This window comes from Zoogloea sp. (assembly GCF_041908905.1).
Classification (GTDB): Bacteria; Pseudomonadota; Gammaproteobacteria; order Burkholderiales; family Rhodocyclaceae; genus Zoogloea.
In genome coordinates, this window is the sequence record NZ_JAYREK010000021.1 from 21,469 (window position 1) to 44,545 (window position 23,077).

21 protein-coding genes are annotated in these 23,077 nt (G+C 68.7%); 5 read left to right on the forward strand and 16 right to left on the reverse strand.

What is annotated here, in order from left to right; all coding sequences use genetic code 11:
- Nucleotides 1–56 precede the first annotated feature (56 nt).
- The gene (locus tag ACE3OU_RS12235; RefSeq protein ID WP_374241834.1) at nucleotides 57–791 is read left to right on the forward strand and encodes a PEP-CTERM sorting domain-containing protein; all 735 of its coding nucleotides are present in this window, start codon (nucleotides 57–59) and stop codon (nucleotides 789–791) included.
- Between the two features lie 48 nt (nucleotides 792–839).
- Here ACE3OU_RS12235 and ACE3OU_RS12240 read toward each other — a convergent pair whose 3' ends face one another.
- From ACE3OU_RS12240 to ACE3OU_RS12275, 8 genes are all read right to left on the reverse strand, one after another.
- Nucleotides 840–1,070, reverse strand: coding sequence for a DUF3079 domain-containing protein (locus ACE3OU_RS12240; protein ID WP_374241835.1), 231 nt, complete (start codon nucleotides 1,068–1,070; stop codon nucleotides 840–842).
- Nucleotides 1,071–1,160: 90 nt separating this feature from the next.
- Entirely contained in the window at nucleotides 1,161–1,580 is a 420-nt protein-coding gene (locus ACE3OU_RS12245; RefSeq protein ID WP_374241836.1) for an acyl-CoA thioesterase, read from the reverse strand.
- 88 nt (nucleotides 1,581–1,668) lie between these two features.
- Complete coding sequence (locus ACE3OU_RS12250; RefSeq protein WP_374241837.1) at nucleotides 1,669–3,231, reverse strand: acyl CoA:acetate/3-ketoacid CoA transferase; 1,563 nt, start codon at nucleotides 3,229–3,231, stop codon at nucleotides 1,669–1,671.
- A 17-nt stretch (nucleotides 3,232–3,248) separates the two neighbouring features.
- Entirely contained in the window at nucleotides 3,249–4,016 is a 768-nt protein-coding gene (locus ACE3OU_RS12255; RefSeq protein WP_374241838.1) for an SDR family NAD(P)-dependent oxidoreductase, read from the reverse strand.
- A gap of 72 nt (nucleotides 4,017–4,088) precedes the next feature.
- Nucleotides 4,089–5,339, reverse strand: a complete 1,251-nt coding sequence (locus ACE3OU_RS12260) for a thiolase family protein (RefSeq protein WP_374241839.1) — start codon at nucleotides 5,337–5,339, stop codon at nucleotides 4,089–4,091.
- Nucleotides 5,340–5,342: 3 nt separating this feature from the next.
- A complete protein-coding gene (locus ACE3OU_RS12265) occupies nucleotides 5,343–6,101 on the reverse strand; it encodes a crotonase/enoyl-CoA hydratase family protein (protein WP_374241840.1) in 759 nt (252 codons plus the stop codon).
- Nucleotides 6,102–6,156: 55 nt separating this feature from the next.
- The gene (locus ACE3OU_RS12270; protein WP_374241841.1) at nucleotides 6,157–8,022 is read right to left on the reverse strand and encodes a feruloyl-CoA synthase; all 1,866 of its coding nucleotides are present in this window, start codon (nucleotides 8,020–8,022) and stop codon (nucleotides 6,157–6,159) included.
- An 11-nt stretch (nucleotides 8,023–8,033) separates the two neighbouring features.
- On the reverse strand, nucleotides 8,034–9,182 hold the full coding sequence (locus ACE3OU_RS12275) for an ABC transporter substrate-binding protein (RefSeq protein ID WP_374241842.1): 1,149 nt from the start codon (nucleotides 9,180–9,182) through the stop codon (nucleotides 8,034–8,036).
- A 140-nt stretch (nucleotides 9,183–9,322) separates the two neighbouring features.
- Here ACE3OU_RS12275 and ACE3OU_RS12280 point away from each other — a divergent pair, with 140 nt between their 5' ends.
- The 3 genes from ACE3OU_RS12280 to ACE3OU_RS12290 all read left to right on the forward strand — a co-directional run bounded on the left by ACE3OU_RS12280 (nucleotide 9,323) and on the right by ACE3OU_RS12290 (nucleotide 12,142).
- A complete protein-coding gene (locus ACE3OU_RS12280) occupies nucleotides 9,323–11,131 on the forward strand; it encodes an acyl-CoA dehydrogenase (RefSeq protein ID WP_374241843.1) in 1,809 nt (602 codons plus the stop codon).
- 163 nt (nucleotides 11,132–11,294) lie between these two features.
- Nucleotides 11,295–11,687 (forward strand): antitoxin Xre/MbcA/ParS toxin-binding domain-containing protein, encoded by a 393-nt coding sequence (locus ACE3OU_RS12285; RefSeq protein ID WP_374241844.1) that lies wholly within the window; start codon nucleotides 11,295–11,297, stop codon nucleotides 11,685–11,687.
- Nucleotides 11,687–12,142 carry an RES family NAD+ phosphorylase gene (locus ACE3OU_RS12290; protein WP_374241845.1) on the forward strand — a complete coding sequence of 152 codons (456 nt, stop codon included), beginning with the start codon at nucleotides 11,687–11,689 and terminating at the stop codon, nucleotides 12,140–12,142. The genes ACE3OU_RS12285 and ACE3OU_RS12290 overlap by 1 nt, the downstream gene beginning before the upstream one ends.
- Before the next feature lie 101 nt (nucleotides 12,143–12,243).
- On the opposite strand, the gene ACE3OU_RS12295 is transcribed toward ACE3OU_RS12290, so the two are convergent.
- The 5 genes from ACE3OU_RS12295 to ACE3OU_RS12315 all read right to left on the reverse strand — a co-directional run bounded on the left by ACE3OU_RS12295 (nucleotide 12,244) and on the right by ACE3OU_RS12315 (nucleotide 17,276).
- Complete coding sequence (locus ACE3OU_RS12295; protein ID WP_374241846.1) at nucleotides 12,244–12,474, reverse strand: hypothetical protein; 231 nt, start codon at nucleotides 12,472–12,474, stop codon at nucleotides 12,244–12,246.
- A gap of 194 nt (nucleotides 12,475–12,668) precedes the next feature.
- Nucleotides 12,669–13,625, reverse strand: coding sequence for a helix-turn-helix transcriptional regulator (locus ACE3OU_RS12300; protein WP_374241847.1), 957 nt, complete (start codon nucleotides 13,623–13,625; stop codon nucleotides 12,669–12,671).
- 83 nt (nucleotides 13,626–13,708) lie between these two features.
- Entirely contained in the window at nucleotides 13,709–14,455 is a 747-nt protein-coding gene (locus ACE3OU_RS12305; protein WP_374241848.1) for an ABC transporter ATP-binding protein, read from the reverse strand.
- Nucleotides 14,452–16,242, reverse strand: coding sequence for an ATP-binding cassette domain-containing protein (locus tag ACE3OU_RS12310; protein ID WP_374241849.1), 1,791 nt, complete (start codon nucleotides 16,240–16,242; stop codon nucleotides 14,452–14,454). The genes ACE3OU_RS12305 and ACE3OU_RS12310 overlap by 4 nt, the downstream gene beginning before the upstream one ends.
- Nucleotides 16,239–17,276, reverse strand: a complete 1,038-nt coding sequence (locus ACE3OU_RS12315; protein ID WP_374241850.1) for a branched-chain amino acid ABC transporter permease — start codon at nucleotides 17,274–17,276, stop codon at nucleotides 16,239–16,241. The genes ACE3OU_RS12310 and ACE3OU_RS12315 overlap by 4 nt, the downstream gene beginning before the upstream one ends.
- A gap of 346 nt (nucleotides 17,277–17,622) precedes the next feature.
- On the opposite strand from ACE3OU_RS12315, the gene ACE3OU_RS12320 reads away from it, so the two are divergent.
- Nucleotides 17,623–19,947 (forward strand): acetate/propionate family kinase, encoded by a 2,325-nt coding sequence (locus tag ACE3OU_RS12320; protein WP_374241851.1) that lies wholly within the window; start codon nucleotides 17,623–17,625, stop codon nucleotides 19,945–19,947.
- A gap of 94 nt (nucleotides 19,948–20,041) precedes the next feature.
- On the opposite strand, the gene ACE3OU_RS12325 is transcribed toward ACE3OU_RS12320, so the two are convergent.
- Genes ACE3OU_RS12325 through ACE3OU_RS12335 form a run of 3 tightly spaced genes read right to left on the reverse strand, consistent with a single transcriptional unit; the run spans nucleotide 20,042 to nucleotide 23,075 of the window.
- Nucleotides 20,042–20,770, reverse strand: coding sequence for a fumarate reductase iron-sulfur subunit (locus ACE3OU_RS12325; RefSeq protein ID WP_374241852.1), 729 nt, complete (start codon nucleotides 20,768–20,770; stop codon nucleotides 20,042–20,044).
- Nucleotides 20,770–21,099, reverse strand: coding sequence for a 2Fe-2S iron-sulfur cluster-binding protein (locus ACE3OU_RS12330; RefSeq protein WP_374241853.1), 330 nt, complete (start codon nucleotides 21,097–21,099; stop codon nucleotides 20,770–20,772). The genes ACE3OU_RS12325 and ACE3OU_RS12330 overlap by 1 nt, the downstream gene beginning before the upstream one ends.
- On the reverse strand, nucleotides 21,096–23,075 hold the full coding sequence (locus tag ACE3OU_RS12335; protein ID WP_374241854.1) for a fumarate reductase flavoprotein subunit: 1,980 nt from the start codon (nucleotides 23,073–23,075) through the stop codon (nucleotides 21,096–21,098). The genes ACE3OU_RS12330 and ACE3OU_RS12335 overlap by 4 nt, the downstream gene beginning before the upstream one ends.
- Nucleotides 23,076–23,077 lie beyond the last annotated feature (2 nt).

The following is a 23,077-nucleotide window of genomic DNA, read 5'->3' on the forward strand; positions in this document are numbered from 1 at the left end:
GGAAGCACCGGGCCCGGCCACCACCTTTTCGAGTCACCGCCCATGGAGTTCTCATCATGAAGATTTCACGCATCGCGGGAGCCTTGCTGCTCTCCCTGACCGCGGCCGGCGCGCAAGCCGTGCCACTTTCCACGCTTCTCGGCGGTGGCAGCATCGTCGCCAACGACCGGCTCTTCGACAGCTGGTTCCTGACGAGCTACAGCACTTCCGACGCAACCCGCAGCTTCAATGCGGACAACATTGACGTGACGGCGCTCACCGATGGCGGTGACAAACCCGGCCCGGGCCTTAACTTCAGCGTGTCGAATGGCGAGCTGACGGTGACGGGGGATGGCATCTATGGCTTCATCGACCTGATGTTCGGTTTCCGTGTCTCGACCCTCGACCCGCTCAGCCGGATCGGCGACAACTCGCTGGCCTATGCCGGAGGCGCTGCTTACTGGGGTGTCCTGGTCGATGGCAGTTTTGACGTCGGCAGCTACATCCACGAAAGCATCGGCACGGCCCAGGGGGGTAGCGACCTGGGCACCAAGAACATCGAGTTCAGCACCCTCGACGCGGGTAACGGCCAGGTCGATACGCGCAAGCTCAGCGACTCGGCCGTGTTTCCCGCGCAGAACGAGATCTGGGTGACGAAGAACATCCTCGTGTGGGCCGTCGACAACACCGACAGTGCCGGCGTCTTCGGCTTCGAGCAGCGTTTCTCGAAAGCCGTGCCGGAACCGGCCAGCTTCGCCCTGATCGGCATCGGCCTGCTTGGCCTGGGCGCGATGCGCCGTCGCCAGGCCTGAATGCGCTACCCGGGCGGGAGTCCTCCGGCATGGAGGGCGCCCGCCGTTTCACGCCTTGTCTTGCGTCTCCGCCTGCGAATCGCAGCCCGGCGACGGCACGATATCGGGCTCGAAGCCCCAGTCGCCGTAGGTGTACCAGTCGTCCCCGAGCATCTCGGCCGGGTGCTGGGTGCGCCCGGAACCGTTGCCGCAGGCGAGGGAATCCGCCGGGCAATACTTGTCGCAGCCCCAGCAGATGCGCTCGGGGTGAGCCGGGTGGAGGGGGAACTTCTTGGCCATGGCGACAAGGCAGCAAGTCGGAAGATCCGCCGCAGCATACGCCGCGCCCGCCGCATCGCTTTGACTGCGGTCAAGCCGCCCGCCGGCCGGCTACTCGCACAGCGCCCGCCAGCCCGCGGGAATGGGCACCGCGCGGATGCGCGTCGGGTCGCCGGCGTCACGCACGGCAAACACACGCACCTCGCGCCCTTCGGCGATCACCGTGTCGCCGCGGCGGGCGACGTGGCGCATCACGAAGCTTTTGGAGTTCCACGTCTCGACCCAGCTCTCGATGTCCAGGTCTTCGCCGTAGGTGGCCGGGTTGCGGAAGCTGGCCTGGGCATCCACCAGCGGCGTGCCGATGATGCCGCAGTCCCGCTCGGTGTCGCGCCAGCTCGGCACGCCGCAGGCGCTGAAGAACTCCCGGCTGGCGGTGTCGAACCAGCGGAAGTAGTTGGAAAAATGCACGATCTGCGCCGGGTCGCAATCGACGAAGGCGACCCGGTAGCGGTGGATGTGGGTGCGGGGCACGTCCTCTCTCCCGGAAAAATGGCGGCGCCCACCTCGCCGCCCGCAATCACGGTCGGCAAGGGGGCGCCGGAATGCGCAGGCCCGCGGCTCAGCGGCCGCCCACCCGCTCGGCCAGCCGGCCCCAGTCGGCCTCGAACAGCCCGGCGTCCATCAGCTGCACGTCGCGCATGATGGGCGGGAAGTCCATGTGGGCCACGATGTCCCGCTCGATGTCGATGCCCGGCGCCACCTCCAGCAGCTCGACACCCTCCGGGGTGAGCCGGAACACCGCCCGCTCGGTGACATACAGCACCGTCTGCCCGGTGCCGGCCGCGTAATGGCCGCTGAAGGTGATCTGCTCCACGTGGTCGAGGAACTTGCGGCTCTTGCCCTCGCTGACGATCTTCAGCCGCCCCGCCTCGACGGCGATCTGCAGCCCGCCGGCGGTGAAGGTGCCGCAGAAGACCACCTTCTTGGCGTTCTGGGTGATGTTGATGAAGCCGCCACAGCCCACCGGCCGGCCGCTGAACTTGCTGACGTTCACGTTGCCGTGCCGGTCGGTCTGGGCCAGGCCGAGGAAGGCCACGTCGATGCCGCCGCCGTCGTAGAAGTCGAACTGGGCCGGCTGCTCCACCACCGCCTCGGCATTCGACGCGTGGCCGAAGTCGAAGCCCGCCGCCGGCACGCCACCGATGGGGCCGGTCTCCAGCGTCAGCGCCATCATGTGCTCGATCTTCTCTTCCGCGGCCACCGAGGCCACCCCCTCCGGCATGCCGATGCCGAGGTTCACCACCGCCCCCGACTTCAGCTCCATCGCCGCCCGCCGCGCGATGATCTTGCGCTCGTCCAGCGGCAGCGGCGCCATCGCCCGGGTCGGCACCTTGATGTCGCCGGCGTACACCGGGTTGAAGTAGGTGTTCATGGTCTGCAGGTGGTTCTCGGGCTTGCCGATCACGAGGTAGTCCACCAGGATGCCCGGGATCTTCACGTCCTTCGGGTGCAGGGTGCCGTTCTTGACGATGTGCTCCACCTGCACGATCACGATGCCGCCGCTGGTCCGCGCCGCCTGCGCGATCGACAGCGACTCCAGCAGCACGCCCTCGCGGGCCATCGACACGTTGCCGTTCTCGTCGGCGTAGGAGCCGCGCAGCAGCGCCACGTCAACCTTGGGATTGCGGAAGTACAGCCACTCCTCGCCGTCCAGGTGCACCACCTCGACCAGGTCTTCGGTGGCCGCCGCATTCACCTTGGCCCCCTCGATGCGCGGATCGACGAAGGTCTCCAGCCCCACCTTGGTCAAAAAGCCTGGCCGCCGCCCCGCCACCTGCTTGGGGATCTGCACCAGCACGCCCTGGGGCAGGTTGTAGGCCTCGACCTTGTTGTCCATGATGAGGCGCATCAGCTCCGGCCCGCCGACGCCAAAATGCCCGCCCACGATGCGCTTCAGCAGGCCCTCGGCGGCAAAGTGGTGCACGCCCCGGTCCTTGCCGTTGCCCACGCCGGTGGCGTGGTAGAGCGTCAGGTCGCGCGGGTGGCCAGTGGCGTTGAAGGACTCGCGGATTGCCTTGACCGCCTCCTCGGCGAAGCCCGCCAGGCCCATGCCCGTGCAGTACACGGTGGCACCGTTCTTGACCAGATGGCCGACGTCGCCGGCTGCGATGATTCTCGCCATGTCGCGTCCCCTCGCCCTTACTTGCCGGCCAGCCGGACGGCGCCGTCGAGGCGGATGAGTTCGGCGTTCACCATCACGTTCTCGACGATGGAGCGAGCCATCGCCGCAAACTCGGCCGGCCGGCCCAGCCGCGGCGGGAAGGGCGTCGCCTTGCCCAGTGAGTCCTGCACGTCCTGGGGCAGCGCCTCCATCATCGGCGTCAGGAAGAGCCCCGGCGCGATGGTGTTCACGCGGATGCCGTAGCGGGCCAGCTCGCGGGCGATGGGCAGCGCCATGCCGACCACGCCGGCCTTGGAAGCCGCGTAGGCGGCCTGGCCGACCTGACCCTCGAAGGCGGCGATCGAGGCGGTGTTGATGATCACCCCGCGCTCGCCCTCGGCGTTGGGCTCGCCCTTGGCCATCGCCGCGGCGGCGAGGCGGATCATGTTGAAGGCACCCACCAGATTGATGTTGACGGTGCGCGCGAAAGCCTCCAGCGAATGGGGGCCATCCTTGCCGAGCAGCTTCCAGGCCGGCCCGACGCCGGCGCAGTTGATCAGCCCGTGCAGCCCGCCGAAGCGGCTGACGGCCAGGTCCACCGCCGCCTGGGCCTCGGCCTCGCTGGTGATGTCGGTCTTGCAGAAGGCCGCGCCTTCGCCCAGCGCGGCGGCCAGCGCCTCCCCCTTTTCCACGCCCACGTCGGCGATCACGACCTTCGCGCCGGCTCCGTGGAACGCCCGCACGGTGGCCTCACCGAGGCCCGAGGCGCCGCCGGTGACGATGAATACCGAATCCTGAATCTGCATCTGCTGTCTCCTCCGTTGTGTGCTGGCCGGGCTTCGGCCCGGCTTCGCCTCATGCGTCGATCGCGGCGGGCCTCAGGCCCGCTCCACCAGGATCGCCATGCCCTGGCCGCCGCCGACGCAGGCCGAGGCGACGCCGAACTGCTGGTCGTCCAGGTGCAGCTGGCGCGACACCGTGTGGGTCAGGCGCATGCCCGAGGCCCCCAGCGGGTGGCCGATGGCGACTGCGCCGCCGCGGGTGTTGGCGCGCTCGCGGTCGAGGCCGAGCTCGCGCTCGCAGCCCAGGTATTGGGCGCTGAAGGCCTCGTTGATCTCCACCCGGCCGACGTCGGCCAGGCTGAGGCCGACCCTGGCCAGCACCGCGCGGATCGCCGGCGCCGGGCCCATGCCCATGATCTCCGGCGGCACCCCGGCCGAAGCACCGGCCAAGATGCGCGCCAGGGGCTTCAGACCATTGGCCCGCACAAAGTCGCCCGAGGCCACCAGAACCGCCGCTGCGCCATCGACGATGGCCGAGCTGTTGCCGCCGGTCTGCACGCCCTTGAAGGCGGGCTTGAGCTTCTGCAGCGTCTCGAGGCTGGTGGGCTTGACGTGCTCGTCGCGGGCAAACACGGTCTGCCGGTCGGCCAGCTTGAGGAAGCGGCTCTGGTAGCCCTCGAGGGCGAACTCGGCGTTCGTCACCGGCGCCACCTCGTCGTTGAAGTAGCCGGCATCCCAGGCCGCGTTGGCGCGGGCGAAGGTCTGGGCGGCGTAGGCGTCCACCTCCTCGCGGGTCAGGCCGTAACGCACCGCGACGTTCTCGGCGGTGTTGCCCATGCCCTGGCGGGTGGCCGGGTCGGTGAAGGCTTCCCACAGGAAGTCCTTGAACTCGACCTGCCCCATGCGGAAGCCGGCCCGGTGGGTGTAGGCCGCCACCGGGTTGCGCGACATGGATTCGGTGCCCACCGCCAGCACCACCTGGGCGCTGCCCAGGGCGATCTGGTTGGCCGCCTGCAGGATGGTCTCGAAGCCGGTGCCGCAGATGCGGGTGGCCAGCATCGCCGGCGCGGTGGCCGGCACGCCGGCGTACAGGCCGATGTGGCGCGGCAGGTAATAGGCGTCGAAGCCGGCCTGGGCCATGTTGCCGGCCACCACCGACTGCACCTGGGCGGCCGGGATGCCGCTGCGCTCGAACAGCGCGCGGGCGGCGAAGATGCCCAGGTCGATGGGGTTCACGTCGCGCAGCACGCCGTTGTAGTCGGCAAACGGGGTGCGGGCGCCGGCCACCAGGTAGATGTCGTCGTAGCGGGTGACGAGGGCGTTCTGTTGGAAATCTTCGTAAGCCATGGCTCAGCCTTTCTTGCGGTTGAGGAAGTCCTGCATGCGCTTGTTGGCCTCGTCGCTGCTCTGGGCGAGGGCTGCGGCCATGGACTCGGTGTACAGGCCGTTGGCCATCGACATGTCGCCGATGTTGGCCACGGCGTTGATCGACGCCCAGTTGGAGAGCGGCGCGTTGCTGGCGATCTGGCGCGCCAGGCGGAAGGCCTCGGGCAGCACCTCGGCGTCGTCCACCAGGTAGTGGGAGAGGCCCAGGCGGTAACCGTCCTCGGCGTCGTAGCGGCGGCCGGTGAGCATCATCTCGGTCATGCGGTCGGGGCCGATGATCTTGGAGACGCGCACCGAGGCGCCGCCGCCCACGAAGATGCCGCGCTGGCCCTCGGGCAGTTGGTAGAAGGTGCTGCGCCCGGCGACCCGCACGTGGGTGCTGGTGGCGAGCTCCAGCCCGCCGCCGACCACCGCGCCGTGGAGCGCCGCCACCACCGGCCGGCCGCCGAACTGCACCTTGTGGAATACCCGGTGCCACCACTGGGAATGCTGCAGCACCTCGAAGGGGGTGCGGACCTGATGCTCGGAGAGGTCCAGTCCCGCCGAAAAATGGGCGCCCTCGCCCGAGATCACCACCACCGTGGCGTCGGCGCCGAGGCCGTCGAGGCCCGCCTCGATGTCCTTGAGCAGGCCGTTGTTCACCGCGTTGCGCTTGGCCGGGCGGTTGAGCCGGAGGTGGGCGATGCCGTCTTCGATGCTGAGCAGGATGTTCTCGTAGTTCATTTTTTCCTCTGTGTTGGCGGGGCGGCAGTGCTGTTCTCCCTGCCCCGCGTGTTTCTCAGGCCGCCCCGGCGGGCACGATCACGTCGTGTTCCGGCTGGTCGGCATGCAGGCGCAGCACCAGGTCGGCGCGGCGGGTGAGCACCAGGCGCTGGTTGATGTAGCCCTTGTCGGTGATCTCGCCGGCGTCGATGGACGGCGGCTCGATCAGCAGCATCGCCCGCGCCGCGTAGCCGGACGAACCGCCGCCCTCCTTCTTCAGCCGGGCCAGGCCGCGGGCCACCATCGCCCGCACCGAGGGCTGGTGAAGCAGCTCCTCGACCGAAGCGTCCGGCGGCAGGTTGGACGACAGCTTTCGCAGCTCGGGGATGTTGGGAAAGATCAAAAAGCCGATCTCGTCCCGGTCGTGGCCGGTGACGACGATGTCCTGAGCCACCGGCACCAGGGCGTCGAGGCCCTTCATGCGCAGGCTGCCCACATGCACCCAGGTGCCGGTGACGAGCTTGAAGTCCTCGCCCACCCGGCCGTCGAAGAGCAGGCCCTTCTGGGGCTGCAGCCGGTCGAGGAACTCCACCGCGTCGCCGATCTTGTAGAAGCCCTCCTCGTCGAAGGCCGCCTCCGACAGCTCGGGCAGCTTCCAGTAGCCGGGCATCACGTTGGGGCCGCGGACGCGCACCTCCAGCTTGTCGGCCGACGGCACCAGCTTGAGCTCGGTGCCGGGGATGGGGATGCCGATCACGCCGGAGCGGTCGGGGGCGAAGTGGCTGTCGGTGCACAGCGGCGCGGTCTCGGTGGAACCCCAGCCGGACACCAGCGGCACCCGCACGCCGATGGTCTCCACCGACAGGCGGCCCAGCTCTTCGTAAAGGTGCTGGGGCAGCGCCGCGGCGGCGTAGAAGATCACCTGCAGGTTCCTGAAGAAGGCCTGGCGCAGGGCTTCGTCCTCGTGCAGCGCCGAGACCAGCATGTCGAAGCCCCGCGGCACGTTGAGATACACCGTCGGCGAGACGTCCTTGATGTTCTTCAGGCTGGTCTCGAAGGGGGCGCCCGGCACCGGCTTGCCGGCGTCCAGATACATCGTGCCGCCGTTGCGCAGCACCATGTTGAAGTTGTGGTTGCTGCCGAAGGTGTGGCTCCACGGCAGCCAATCCACGACGACCGGCGGGGTGCGCTCGAGGAAAGGCCAGATCTGCGCCTTGGCCTGCTGGTTGGAGCACATCATGCGCTGGGTGTTGATCACCGCCTTCGGCGCCCCCACCGAGCCGGAGGTGAACAGGAACTTGGCGATGGTGTCGCCATTCACCCGGGCGTAGGCGGCGTCCACCGCGGCGCCGTCGGTGCGGGCAAGCAGCTCGCCGAAGGGCACGCAGCCCTCGGCCGGGCCGCCCGCGCTGCCGGTGACCACCACCCCATCGTGCAGCGGCGCGATGGCCGCCAGCGCCGGCGCGAAACGGGCGTGGTGCTCGACGAAGATCACCCCCGGGGTGATGTGGCTGATGTTGCCCTTGAGCTTGGCGAAGTCCTTCGACACCAGCGAGTAGGCCTGGGAGATCGCCGACACCGGCACGCCGATGTGCATCGCCGCCAGCATCAGGATGGCGTGCTCGATGCTGTTGTCGGACAGCACCACCACCGGCCGCTCGGCCGACAGCCGCTGCCCGAGCAGCCAGGTGGCCACCGCGCGGACGCGGGCCAGGGCGTCAGCGTAGGTGAGCTTCACCCACTCGCCGCCGGCGCCCCGCTCGGCCAGAAAGGTGCGCTCCGGCGCGGCGGTGGCCCAGCGCTCAAGGTGCTGGCCGAGCTTGGCCGGCACCGCGCCGAGGGCCATCGGCGAGCGCATCACGCGGCTGCCGTCGGGCCGGTGGTCCACCTGCACGGTGGCCGGCGCGAAGAGCTGCAGAGGGTCGCGAATGATCGCAGTCATGGCGGCCTCCCTCACTTGCCGGACAGCACTTTCCAGTCGCCGCCCTGCACGCGCACCAGCACGCGGGCGCGCTCGTCGAGGCCGAAGTGGTCGCTGGCGCTCATGTTGAAGACCCCGTGGGCGCCGGCCACCTCGCGCTCGGCCTCGATGGCGTCGCGCAGGCCCTTGCGGAAGGCCGGGGTGCCCGGCTTGCCGGCCTTGAGGGCGGCGGGCACGGCCTTCTCGATCAGCTTGTAGGCGTCGAAGGCATAGGCGCCGAAGGACGACACGCTGCCCGGGCCGTACTTGGCCTCGTAGAGCTTGATGTATTCCAGCGCCGGCTTCTTGGAGGGGTGCGAATCGGGCAGTTGGGCCGCCACCGCCACCGGCCCGATCGGCAGGATGCCGCCCTCGACGGCCTTGCCGCCGACCTTCAGGAACTCTTTATTGGCCGCCGCGTGGGTCTGGTAGATCTGGCCCTTGTAGCCGCGCTCGGCGAGCGTGGTGTGGGGCAGCGCCGCCGGGGTGCCGGAGCCGGCGATCATCACCGCGTCGGGCTTGGCTGCCACCAGCTTCAGCACCTGGCCGCTCACCGAGGTGTCGGTGCGGTTGTAGCGCTCGACGGCGATCAGCTTGATGCCGGCCGCCTCGGCGGCGGCGGTGATCTGCTTCAGCCAGTCTTCGCCATAGGGGTCGGAGAAGCCGATGAAACCCAGCGTCTTCACGCCGGTTTCCTTCATGTGACCGACCAGGGCCTTGGCCATCAGCGAGTTGTGCTGGGGCGCACGGAAGACCCAGGTGTTCTTGGCGGCCGGCAGGTCCACCGGGCACATCGCCACCTGGGGCGTCTGGGTCTCGTTGGCCACCTCGGCGATCGCCGCGCAGGCCGGGGTGCTCGACGAGCCGACCAGCACATCCACCTTGTCTTCGGTGACGAGCTTGCGGGCGTTCTTGGTGGCCTGGCCGGGGTCGGTGGCGTCGTCGAGCACGATGTAGTTGATCTTCTCGCCGCCGATGCTGGTCGGCAGGATCGCGAAGGTGTTCTTTTCGGGGATGCCCAGGGACGCCGCCGGGCCGGTCGCCGACACGGACACACCAACGTTGATGTCGGCCCGGGCCGCGCCCGTCACGGCCAGCAGAACCAGGGTGGAAAGCACGCGTTGCTTGTTCAGCTTGTTCATTTTGTCTCCTCCGGTGGAATGTGGTCCCGGCTTTACGGCCCGGAGCTTGTATCAGATATGAGATTTATTGCCACGTTTAAAATATACTTTACAATAATCTCACAACGCAAGAACTCTTATTTGATACGAAGGAGGAGACAATGTCCCACTACCAAGCCCCGCTGCGCGACATGCGCTTCGTCATTCACGAGCTGGTCGGGAGCGGCCCCGTCTGCGCCCTGCCGGCCTACGCCGACTGCGACGCCGCGCTGATCGACGCGGTGCTCGAAGAGGCCGCCCGCTTCGCCGGCGACGTGCTGTCGCCCCTCAACCCGGTGGGCGACCGGAACGGTGCGCGCTGGCTGGCCGGCGCCGACGGCAAGGGCGAAGTCCGCACCGCCGCCGGCTTCGCCGACGCCTACCGGCAGTTCGCCGAGGGCGGCTGGATGGCCCTCCCCTGCCCGCCCGACCACGGCGGCCAGGGCCTGCCGCGCCTGCTGGCGGTGGCGGTGAGCGAGATGTGGAAGTCGGCCAACCTGTCCTTCTCCCACGTCATCACCCTCACCCACGGCGCCATCGAGGCGCTGCTGATCGCCGGCTCGGACGAGATGAAGGCCACCTGGCTGCCCCGGCTGGTATCGGGCGAATGGACCGGCACGATGAACATCACCGAGCCCCAGGCCGGCTCCGACCTGGCCGCCATCGCCTGCCGCGCCCTGCCCCAGGCCGACGGCAGCTACCGCCTCAGCGGCCAGAAGATCTTCATCACCTACGGCGACCACGACATGGCCGCCAACATCGTGCACCTGGTGCTGGCCCGCACGCCCGACGCGCCGGCCGGGGTCAAGGGCCTGTCGCTGTTCCTGGTGCCCAAGTATCTCCTCGACGCCGACGGCAACCCGGGCGAACACAACGACGTGTATTGCACCTCCATCGAGCACAAGCTCGGCGTGCACGGCAGCCCGACCACCACCCTGGTCCATGGCGACCACGGCGGCTCCACTGGCTACCTGATCGGCGAGCTCGGCCGCGGGCTGGAGATCATGTTCGTGATGATGAATTCGGCGCGCCTGTCGGTGGGCACCGAGGGCCTGGGCGTCGCCCAGCGCGCCTGGCAGCTCGCCTCGGCCTACGCCAGGGACCGCGTGCAGGGGACCGAAGTGGGCCAGAAGAGCGGCGAGCGCGTCGCCATCGTCCGCCACCCGGACGTGCGCCGCCTGCTGATGACCCAGCGCAGCCACACCGAGGCGATCCGCGCCCTGGCCTACACCATCGCCGCGCTGCAGGACGTCGCCCACCAGTCGGAGGACGCCGCCGCCCGCGACGCCGCCCACCGCCGCGTCGAGCTGCTGACCCCGGTGCTCAAGGGCTGGAGCACCGAGAGCGCCGTCGAGCTCACCTCGATGGCGATCCAGATCTTCGGCGGCATGGGCTTTGTCGAGGAGACCGGCATCGCGCAATACATGCGCGACGCCCGCATCACCCCGATCTACGAGGGCACCACCGCCATCCAGGCCGCCGACCTCGCCGGCCGCAAGATCGCCCGCGACGGCGGCCAGGTGCTCGCCGCGCTGGTGGAGGAGATGCGCGCCGACCGCGCCCGGCTCGCTGGCGCCTGCAACCCGCAGCTCCAGGCCATCGCCGCCCACCTGGGCGAAAGCCTCGACCACCTGCAGGCCGCCACCACCGCGCTGCTCGATAAGATGGGCCAGCAACCCGCCGCCGGCCTGCTGGTGGCCGAGCCCTACCTCAAGCTGCTCGCCACCGTGGTCGGCGGCTGGCTGATGGGCAAGGCCGCCCACCTCGCCAGCCAGGCCATCGCCGGCGGCAGCAGCGATCCCTTCTACCGCCACAAGCTCGCCTCGGCCAGGTTCTACGCCGACCACCTCCTGCCCCGCAGCGCCGGGCTGCTGGTGACGGTGCAGGCGGACAACGGGCTGGTGCTTGAGCTGGAGGACGAGGCGTTCTGAGGCGGACCGCCGCCCGCGAGCCCCACACGGCACAGGCGGCGGCCCCCTCGACCCGGCCATGCGGTTTGTATTTAAGTATCGACTGAACTAGAATAAAGGATCAAACGACACCCAAAGAACCCCCACCATGGTGCTTGTAAGTCCAGAAAAGATCGCTGCGGTAATGGCCCTGGCGCCCGTCCCCCACTCCTTCGCCGAACTCGACGAGATGGTCTCGAAGGGGCTGCCAAAAGGCGCCCTCAAAGCCAGCATCGACCATATCTGCGTGAGCGCAGAAGCTCGCCGGCAACTGCTGTATCGCATCGTTCCCGAGGCGACCTACAAGCGGCGGCGGGAGAAGCTTTCCGCAGATGAGTCGGAGCGGGCCGAGCGCCTGGCCCGCATCTTCGCCACGGCTGCTTATGTCTGGAACTCCGACGAGGACGCGCGGGCATTCCTGACGACGCCTCACGCGATGCTCCAGGGGCGCAGCCCCCTGGAAGTCTCCCTCACCGAGCTTGGCGCCCGCCGCGTCGAAGAACTGCTGTGGCGCCTCTTTCACGGAATCGCCGCCTGATGCGGCTGTACCGGATCGGCGACGAACGGCACCCGCTGTGGGACGGCTCCGGTGCGGCCCTCGTCGGCGGCCGCTGGAACAGCCCCGGGCGGCCGCTCATCTACGCATCGCTGAGCTACGGCGGCGCGATGCTCGAAATCCTGGCCCACGCCAACATCGGGCGGGTTCCGACAACCCACCGCTACGTGATTGCGGACGTGCCCACGGTCGTCCCGGTCGAGCAGCGCAACGCCTCCTCTCTGCCTGCCGGCTGGGATGCCGAAAGCACCGCCGCGGCACGGCGCTTCGGCGACCAATGGCTCAGCGAACTCCGCAGCGCCATCCTGCTCGTGCCCTCGGTGGTGGCCAGACTGGAATGGAACGCACTGGTGAACCCCGCCCATCCCCAGGCCACACGCATCACGCTATCAGAGGCCGAGCGCGTAGTGTGGGACAGGAGGCTGTTTTCAGGCTGAAAACGCCAGCAGGACGCGCCCGGTGACGCCATGGGGGCACAGCCTGCACGGCGCAACACCTTTGCGGTGCGGAGCGGCCCGGCTTGATGAGCCGGCTTCCATCAGACCCCGGCCAGTTCAAGTGCGCGCGAAACCGGTTCAGGCCCGAGCCCGGCAAGTTCATGTCCGCGCTGAAAAAGTTCATGTCCGAGCTGAACAAGTTCAGGTCTGAGGTGAACCTGTTCAAGTGCCGGCCCGGCAAGTCCATCTCCAGGCTGAAAAGGTTCATGTCCGGGCTGAAGAAGTCCATGTCCGAGATGAACCTGGCTCACCTCGAACTTGAAATAGTTCAAGTCCGAGCCTAACCGGTTCACCAAAAACCTGAACCCGCCGGCGCCTGGCCATCGGTGCTTGCCCCTTAGCGGGCCGCGCGGCGGCACGTGCCATACGGAAGCATCGAGGCCAGGCATCGGGCCGGAGATTCAGGCTCGCCGCCTGCGGCGCGAGATCAGACACCTCCCGGACACTTCGCGGCCCCATCGCCGGATCACGCCCCGCTGCCCTGACGGCCTCCCGTGCCCTCCACGATCTTCTCCACCACCTCATCCACCGTCAGCGGGGTGGTGTCGATGATGAGGGCGGCCATGCGGCCGAGGTGTTCGCGGGCGGCGAGGGTGTTGCGGATGTTCTCCATCGCCTCGCGGTAGTGGCTGGGGGTGGCGATGCGAGCGTCGTGCTGTTCCATCACGCGGCGGAAGTGCACCTCCGGGTCGGCGCGCAGCCACACGGTGTAGAAGGCGCCCAGCAGCAGCTGGTAGGTCTGCGGCTCGACGACGATGCCGCCGCCGGTGGCGAGCACCACCTCGGGCTGGGAGACGGCCAGCTCCTCAAGGCAGCGCTTCTCGAGCCTGCGGTAGCCGGCCTGGCCGTAGAGGGTGATGATCTCCTGCACGCTGAGGCCGGCTTCGCGCTCGATCTGCTCGTTGAGCTCGATGAAGGGGCGCCCGAGGCGGGCCGCCAGGGCCCTGCCGACGGTGCTCTTGCCAGCGCCGCGCAGGCCGATCAGCGCGATGCGCTTGTCCCGGGCCGGGGCCGCCGGCTGGAACTCGGAGAACAGCTTCTCGCGGATCTCGGTGAGCCGGTTGGCCGGCTGCTGGCGCAGGAATTCGACGATCAGCGCCAGATCGCCGGAGAGCTGCTCGCTCTCGGAGAACAGCTTGGCGAGGGGCTGGTTGAGGGCCCGCGCGACCTTGCCGAGCACCACCACCGACACGTTGCCCTGGGAGCTCTCGAGGCGCGCCAGGTGCGGTAGCGAGACGCCCGACTGCTCGGCCAGGTTCTTGCGCGTCATGCCGCGCTGGCTGCGGAAAAGGCGGATGTTGCTCGCCAGCGTGGCCAGCAGGCGGGCCGACTCCTCGTCGAGGCCCGCCGCCGCTGCTTCGTGTTGTTGCTCGTCCTGCGCCGCTGTCACGCTGCCGCCCGTCATGTCTGGAAAGTGCGGCATTTTAGCGCCCCGCGGGCCAGATCCCAATGCGGGGCACCGGCGCGGCTTGATCGGGGGCAAGCCGCGTGAGCACAATCAGCATTTCAGGTGGACAACATCGCCTGGTGCTTGCTGCCGAGGCCCAGGTAGGCTTCGACCACCCGCGGGTCGTCGGCGAGCTCCCGCGCCGGGCCCTGCATGGCCACCGCGCCCATCTCCAGCACATAGGCGTAGTCGGCCACCTGCAGCGCGGCGCGGGCGTTCTGCTCGACCAGCAGGATCGATACCCCCCGCTCGCGCAGCCCGGCGATGATGCGGAAGATCTCGCGCACGATCAGCGGGGCGAGGCCCAGGCTGGGCTCGTCGAGCATCAGCAGCTTGGGCTTGCCCATCAGGGCGCGGCCGATGGCGAGCATCTGGCGCTCGCCGCCCGACATGGTGGCCGCCGCCTGGCTGCGCCGCTCGGCGAGGCGCGGGAACAGCGCGAAGACCTCTTCCATCGTCTGCGCGTGGTCGCGGTGGCCCTTGCGGAAGCGCTGGAAGGCGCCCAGCAGCAGGTTGTCCTCGACACTCATCTCGCCAAACAGGTCGCGCTTCTCGGGCACCAGCGCGAGGCCCTGGATGACCCGCTTCTCCACGTTGGCCGCGCGCTGCACGTGGCCGTCGAAGTCGATGTGGCCACTGGACGGCAGCAGCCCCATGATCGCCGCCAGGCTGGTCGTCTTGCCGGCGCCGTTGGGGCCGATCACCGTGACGATCTGCCCGGCGCCCACCTCGAGGCTGATGTTGTGGATGGCCTCGACCTTGCCGTAGTTCACCCGCAGGTCCTGCACCTTCAGCAACGCGCTCATTCCACACCTCCCAGATAGGCCGCCAGCACCCGCTCGTCCTGCTGGATTTCCTCCGGCAGCCCTTCGGCGATCTTTTGTCCGAATTCCATCACCACGATGCGATCCACCAGGCCCATCACGAAGTCCATGTCGTGCTCGACCAGCAGGATCGCCACCCCCTCGGCCTTGAGCTTCCTGAGCAGCTCGGCGAGGGCCTCCTTCTCCTTGAAGCGCAGGCCGGCGGCCGGCTCGTCGAGGAGCAGCAGCGACGGATCGGCGGCCAGAGCGCGGGCGATCTCGATGATGCGCTGCTGCCCGAGGGCCAGCGAGCCAGCCTCGTCGTGCATATGGGCCTCCAGCCCGACCCGGCGGATCTGCCGCGCCGCCTCGGCGAGCAGGCGCTCCTCCTCCTTGCGCTCCAGGCGCCAGGCCGACGGAAACACGCCGCCGCTGCCGCGCAGGTGGGTGCCGATGGCCACGTTCTCGAGCACGCTCATCTTCGGCAGCAGGCGCACGTGCTGGAAGCTGCGGCTCATGCCCAGGCGGGCGATCTCGCGGGAGTCACGGCCGGTCACCACCTGGCCGGCAAACACGATCTCGCCGGCGGTGGGCGTATCGACGCCGGAGATCTGGTTGAACATGGTGCTCTTGCCGGCGCCGTTGGGGCCGATCAGGGCCAGGATCTCGCCGGCCTTCATGCTGAAGTTCATGTCCTTGTTGGCCACCAGGCCGCCGAAACGGCGGGTGACGTCCTTCACCTCGAGGATCACCTCGCCGCGTGCCGGCAGCGTACGCCGGGGCAGCGCGGCGGCGCCCTCGACGACCACCTTGGGCGCAGCCTTCACCCGGAACAGTTGCAGCAGCGCCGGCCACATGCCCTCGCGGGCGCGGTGCAGGATGAGCAGCAGGAGCAGCCCGAAGACGATGATCTCGAAATTGCCGGCATGGCCGAACAGCCGCGGCAGCCAGTCCTGCAGCCACTGGTTGAGCAGGGTCACCAGCCCCGCGCCGACCACCGCCCCCCACACGTGGCCGGCGCCACCGACCACCGCCATGAAGAGGTATTCGATGCCGTGGTGCAGCCCGAAGGGCGACGGGTTCACCAGCCGCTGCATGTGGGCGTACAGCCAGCCGGCGGCGCAGGCGTGCAGCGCGGCGATGATGAAGATCACGATGCGCGAGCGGGAGGTGTCCACGCCCATCGCCTCGGCCATCACCACGCCCCCCTTCAGCGCCCGGATCGCTCGCCCCTCGCGGGAGTCCAGCAGGTTGTGGGTGGTGATCACCGCCGCCAGCACGAAGGCCCAGATCAGGTAGTAGATCTCGCCGCCCTCGTCGAGGCGCCAGCTACCGATGCTGATCGGCGGCAGGCCCGAGATGCCGCTCTGGGCCCCCAGGAAATCCAGCGTGCCGAACAGGAAATACAGGCTGATGCCCCAGGCGATGGTGCCCAGCGGCAGGTAATGGCCCGACAGCTTGAGGGTCAGCGAACCGAGCAGGAGCGCAATCAGGCCGGTGATCACCAGGCCCGCCAGCAGCGCCAGCCACGGCGATGCGCCGGCCCAGGCGATCCAGCCCGGCAGACTCGCCGAGGTGGTAAGCACCGCGGTGGTGTAGGCCCCGACGCCGACAAAGGCGGCCTGACCGAAGGACGTGAGCCCGCCCACGCCGGTGAGCAGCACCAGGCCCACGGCGACCAGCGCCGAGATCCCGATGTAGTTGAGCAGGGTCACGTAATAGGGCGGCAGCAGCGCCGGCACCGCGGCCAGCACGACCACCAGCGCGAACAACTGGATGATGCGTTTCATTCTTCGTCCTCCACGTGATGACTGTTGAAGGAGCGCCACAGGAGCACCGGGATGATCAGGGTGAACACCAGCACCTCCTTGAAGGCGCTGGCCCAGAACGACGAGAACGACTCCAGCAGCCCCACCAGCACCGCACCGGCGGCCGCCAGCGGATAGCTGGCCAGCCCGCCGATGATCGCGGCAACGAAGCCCTTCAGGCCGATCAGGAAGCCCGTGTCGTAGTAGATGGTGGTGATCGGGCCGATCAGCACGCCGGAAAACACCCCGAGCAGCGCCGCCAGCAGGAAGGTGAGCTTGCCGGCGACCACCGGCGAGATGCCCATCAGCTTGGCGCCGGAGGGGTTCACCGCGGTGGCCCGCAGCGCCTTGCCATACAGGCTGCGCGTGAAGAAGGCCGCCAGCCCGATGATGAAGGCCAGCGAGCAGCCCACCACCCACAGGGTCTGCAGGTTGATCGACACCTCGCCGATGCTCAGGCTGCCCTCCGAGAACGGCGCCGTGCGCGCGCCCTCGGCACCGAAGAACACCAGCCCCAGACCGGTGAGGATCAGATGCACCGCCACCGAGGCGATCAGCAGGATCAGCACGCTGGTCTCGGCGATCGGCTGGTAGGCGATGCGGTAGATCATCGGCCCCAGCGGCACCAGGATCGCCAGGGTCAGCAGAATCTGCAGCGCCATCGGCAGGCCGCCCGGCTCGACCGCGTGCAGCAGCGCCGCCAGCGCCAGCGGATAGGCCAGGTTCCAGCCGAGCAGGCTGGCGAGGCCGTCGGTGTCGCGGTCGCGCAGCCGCGCCAGGCCGTCGATGGCGGCCACGATGGCCCCCATCGCCACCAGCAGCCACACCGTGGCCGGCACCTTGCCGGCCTGCAGCATCGCCAGCGTGAGCGCCCCGAAGGCGACGAACTCGCCCTGGGGAATGAAGATCACCCGCGTGACCGAGAAGATCAGCACCAGGGCCAGCGCCAGCAGGGCATAGATCGCCCCGCTGGTCACCCCGTCCTGACCGAGTATCAAGATGATTCCTGCGTCCAAAGCAGCCCCCTTTTATGTGTGTAAGCACCCTGCGCGGACGCCGCCGGCGGCGCTTGCGCCGCACCGCTCTTTTATGGGCGCCCCGTCTCCGAGAGATATTTTATACGATACTTTATGAGAGTAAATATCTTATTTGATATTTATCGTCCCGTAAGAAACATCCGCTACCTTCGGCTGTCAATTCCAGTGGCCGTCGCCGCCTGCGACATCGGTCACGCAGTGCACAAGCGGCGCCCTCCAGCCACGCCGCCAGTTGCCGTGATCAAGGGCAATCCACACTTTGATGCAACGCAGCAAGGTGCTAGGCTTCAACAACGGGCTACCCCGCTACTACACGAGTCAGACCATGAGTGAAGTTGACCTGAAAAAATTCTTCCTCGAAGAAGTTCGCCTCTTCGAGAACTTCTCTGCCGACAAGGTCGATCTGATCGTCGCCCAGTCGCAGCTGACGACCTTTGAAGGCAACGAGGCGATCCTCGAGACCGGCGACGAGAGCAAATACATGGGCGTCCTGGTGAGCGGCCACGCCGAGATCTCGGTGACCGACAAGACCGGCAGCCGCATCGTGATCAGCCAGCTCGACAAGGGCGACGTGTTCGGCGTGATGTCCACGCTGACCGGCGAGCGCCTCACCGCCGACGTGATCGCCGGCACCCGCTGCCTCGTGCTGCTGATGCCCTACGAGGTGTTCAGCACCCACGTGCTGACCAACCCGAAGGCGGTCACCTATCTGTCGCGCCTGCTCCTCGACCGCATGCGCCACCTCGCCACCGACGTGCTCAACGCCCAGACCGGCGGCCCGGCCAAGGCGGACGACCCCTACGCCCTGTCGCTGCACAGCGACACCCCGGGCAAGGTGCTGGCCCTCAACGTGGGCCTCAGCCAGATCCATTTCGGCATCTACGACACCCGCGACCTGGGCTCCGACGTGCACGGCATCATCGACACCTCCGATGCCGCCGCCGCCCACATCACGGTGAGCGTGGGCCCCCAGACCCGCAAGCTGGTGCGCGACGCCTTCCCGCTGTCCGAGCTGTTCAAGGTGATGCAGGAAGCCACCCAGCTCCTCGGCAGCGCCTTCGCCTTCCACCCCGAAGAGGTCACCGCGGTGGGCCACCGGGTCGTGCATGGCGGCAGCAAGTTCACCAGCTCGGTGGTGATCACCCCGCAGGTGATCAGCGAGATCGAAGCCCTGGCGGTGTTCGCCCCGCTGCACAACCCGGTCAACCTCGACGGCATCCGGATCGCCATGCAGCGCCTGCCCGGCGTGCCCCACGTGGCGGTCTTCGACACCGCCTTCCACCAGACCCTGCCGCCCTACGCCTACCTCTACGGCCTGCCCTACGAGCTGTACAAGAACGAAGGCATCCGCCGCTACGGCTTCCACGGCAGCTCCCACCGCTACGTCTCCCTGAAGGCCGCCGAGGTGCTCAAGCGGCCGCTCGGCGAGCTCGAGATCGTCTCCTGCCACCTGGGCATCGGCGCCTCCCTGTGCGCCATCGACCACGGCCGCTCCGTCGACACCACGATGGGCATGACGCCCACCGACGGCCTGATCATGCCCAGCCGCTCCGGCAGCATCGACCCGGCGGTGATGATCCACCTGATGGAACACCACGGGATGAGCCCCGAGGAGCTGTCCCGGCTCATCAACAGCGAGAGCGGCCTGAAGGGCATCTCGGGCATCTCCAGCGACATCCACGACATCGAGACCGCCGCCAGCGAAGGCCACCACCGCGCCCTGCTGGCCCACAAGGCCTTCTGCTACCAGGTGCGCAAGAACATCGGCGCCTACGTGGCGGCGATGGGCGGCATCGACGTGCTGGCCTTCACCGGCGACATCGGCGAGACCAGCGCCACCGTGCGCAGCCTGGCCTGCCAGGGCCTCGGCTACATGGGCATCAAGCTCGACGAGGAGAAGAACCGCAACCTCGGCAAGATGGGCGACTGGGCCATCATCTCGGCCGACGACTCGCCGGTGATCATCCTCGTGATCGCCAACGACGACGAACGCCTGGTGGCCTGGGAAACCCTGCGCGCCCTCGAGCGCAACGCCCTGATCATGGCGGTGCGCGAAGACCAGGCCGAGGCCCCGATCCCCATCGAGATCTCCGCCCACCACGTGCACCTCTCCCAGGGCGACGTGGAGAAGCTGTTCGGCCCCGGCTACCAGCTGACCCCCGAGCACGAGCTGTCCCAGCCGGGCCAGTTCGCCTGCGCCGAGAAGGTGCACCTGGTCGGCCCGAAGGGGCGCATCGCCAACGTCCGCGTGCTCGGCCCGACCCGCAAGGAGACCCAGGTCGAGATCGCCATGACCGAGCAGTTCAAGGTCGGCATCCAGCCGCCGATCCGCGAATCCGGCGACCTGGCCAACACCCCGGGCATCACCCTCGAAGGCCCCTATGGCAGCACCACCATCGAGCGCGGGGTGATCTGCGCCCAGCGCCACATCCACATGACGCCCGAGGACGCGCTGCGCTTCCGCGTACGCGACAAATACATCGTGCGCGTGCGGGTCGAGGGCGAGCGGGAGCTGATCTTCGGCGACGTGGTGGTGCGCGTGAACCCGGCCTACCGGCTGGCCATGCACATCGACACCGACGAGGGCAACGCCGCCAACATCCGCACCGGCATGCTGGGTTACATCGAAGAGATCCAGTCGCGCCACTGACCGAGGCGCGGCGGATGTCAAAAGGCCCGACCCCGCATGACGGGGCCGGGCCTTTTTCATGGTGCCGGCGTGGGCGGGCGGCCGGCGGGCCGGGCTACTTGAGCCCGACCACCGCCATCTTGCGGCGCAGGAAGGCGATCTGGGTCTGCAGGGGCAGGCCCTTGGGGCAGACGTCGTGGCAGCCGAGCAGGCTCATGCAGCCGAACACGCCGGTGTCGTCGCCGATCAGCTCATAGAAATCCTCGTCGCTGCGCGCGTCCCGGGGGTCGAGGCGGAAGCGGGCGATCTTGTTGAGGCCGATGGCGCCGACGAAATCCTCGCGCATCCGCAGGGTGCCGCAGCCGGCCACGCAGCAGCCGCACTCGATGCAGCGGTCTAGCTCGTAGATGGCTTCGGCGAGCACGGGCTCCATCGGCGCCTCGACCGCAGTGAGGTCCGGCTCCTGCTGGCTGTGGATCCAGGTCTCGAGGCGCTCGGCGGTGCCGCGCATCCACTTGCCGGTGTTCACCGACAGGTCGCCGATCAGCTCGAAAACTGGCAGCGGCGCCAGCGTGATGGTGGCGCCGAGGTCCTTGGTGAGGGTCCGGCAGGCCAGACCGGGGCGACCGTCGATGAGCATCCCGCAGCTACCGCAGATGCCGGCGCGACACACGAAATCGAACTGCAGCGAGGGGTCGAGGTTCTGGCGCACCTCGTTGAGGGCGATGAAGAGGGTCATGCCCTCGCCTTCTTCAATCGAGAAGTCCTGCCAGCGGGGTGCTTCACCCGGGGCGCTGCGCAGGATGCGCAGGGTGAGGCTGCGGGGCTTGGCGGCGGCGCTCATCAATGCCCTCCCCGCACGACGTTGCGCAGGCCATCCCAACCCTGGGCATGGTGGCCCGGGGCGACGCGGATGCGCCCGCCCAGGTCACGGACGAAGGTGGTGCACGGCACGCCGGGCCAGCCGTCGATCAGCACGCTGCATGTGTTGCAGGCGCCGGCGTGGCACACGAAGGCCTCGCCGAGGGTGGGCGGGAGGGCGTCGCCCAGTTGCCTGAGGGCGCACAGCACGGTCATGCCTTCGGTCTCGATGAGTTCGAATTCGTGCTGCCCATCGTCTTCAGCGGCGATCGACAGGGTGAGGGTGCGGACGTGGGACAGGGGGGCGTTCACGGTGTGTCTCCGAGCCTTTGATTGCGGCCCCGGAAGGGCTCCGGGAGCAGATGTTCGAAGGGCATCAGGGCGTGCTGCACGGTATGGCGGTCGGCGTCGCCGAGGGCTGCGCGGATCGCGGCGATCTCGGCGGCGCGGGCCTCGGTGGCCGGGTGGGCGATGGCGTCCTTGGCGCCGTAGCCGCGCCAGCCGGGGGGCAGCTCCATGCGCGAGACGTCGAGGGGCTCGTAGGCCAGGGTCGGCAGGGTCTGGCCGGCATCGGGCCAGCGAGCCAGGGTGCGCTTGAGCCAGTCGGCGTCGTTGCGCCGGGGGTGGTCTTCCCGGTAGTGGGCGCCGCGGCTCTCGGTGCGCTGGAGGGCGCCATGGGCCACGCAGAGGGCGAGTTTCAACATCTTCTGCACCCGGTAGGCGGTGACCAGCTCCGGGTTGGCGCCGGGCCGCCGGGTTGCGATACCGATGCTGCGGCTCCTGACGAGCAGGTGCTGCAGTTCCTCGACGGCGGATTCGAGCAGGTCGCCCCGGCGGAAGATGCCCACCTTGTCGGTCATGATCTCCTGCATGCGGGCCATCAGCGCCGCGGCGTTCTCGCTGCCGTCGCCGTGGAGGAGAGTGTCGATCCGGGCCTGTTCCCGTTCGAGGAACTCCCGCACGAGGGCGGTGGAAACCTGCAGGTCGCCCGCGGAAGATTCCACGAAGTCGGCCATCGTCTCGCCGACGATCATCCCCGCCACCACCGTCTCGGCCACCGAGTTGCCGCCCAGCCGGTTGAAGCCGTGCAGGTCCCAGCAGGCCGCCTCGCCACAGGCGAACAGCCCGGCGAGCCGGGTGGACTGGCCGGAGGCGTCGGTGCGGATGCCGCCCATCGAGTAATGCTGGGCCGGCCGCACCGGGATCAGGTCGCGGGACGGGTCGATGCCGAGGAAGTGCTGGCAGATCTCCTTCACCTCGCGCAGGCGGCCGTCGATGTGGGCCTTGCCGAGCAGGGTGATGTCCAGCCACAGGTGCTCGCCGAAGCGGCCCTTGACGCCGTGGCCGGCGCGGATGTGCTCCTCCATGCGGCGCGACACCACGTCGCGGGAGGCGAGCTCCTTCTTCTCGGGCTCGTAGTCGGGCATGAAGCGGTGGCCGGCGGCGTCGCGCAGCAGGCCGCCGTCACCCCGGCAGCCTTCGGTGACGAGGATGCCCGCCGGCACGATGGTGGTCGGGTGAAACTGCACCGCCTCCATGTTGCCCAGCTCGGCGATGCCGGTCTCGAGGGCGATCGCCGCGCCGATGCCTTCATTGATGACGGCGTTCGACGTCACCCGGTAGATCCGCCCGAAGCCGCCGGTGGCGATGCAGGTGGCGCGGGCGATGTAGGCCGACAGCTCGCCGGTGACCAGGTTGCGCACGATGGCGCCATGGCAGCGGCCCGCGTCGTGGATCAGCGCGATGGCCTCGCAGCGCTCATGGACGGGGATGGATTCGGCCACCGCCTGGTCGCTCACCGCGTAGAGCATGGCGTGGCCGGTGCCGTCGGAGACGAAGCAGGTGCGCCACTTCTTGGTGCCGCCAAAATCGCGGGCGGCGATCAGGCCGTGGGCCTCGGGCCGCTCCGCGAGGCTGACCCGCCGGCCATCCACCACCACCTCCCGCTCGCCGGCCTGGACGCGGTTCCAGGGCACACCCCAGGCGGCCAGCTCGCGCACGGCCTGGGGCGCAGTGTGGGCGAACAGCCGCGCCACCTCCTGGTCGCAGCCCCAGTCGGAGCCGCGCACGGTGTCTTCAAAGTGCACGTCCTCGTTGTCGCCGGCGCCCCGGGCGGTGTTGCCGAGGCTGGCCTGCATGCCGCCCTGGGCCGCCGCCGAGTGGGAGCGCTTGGGCGGCACCAGGCTGAGGATGATCACCTCGTGGCCGCGACGCCGGGCGCCCACCGCCGCCCGCAGCCCCGCCAGCCCGCCCCCGACGACGAGGACATCGGTGTAAACAATGCGCATGT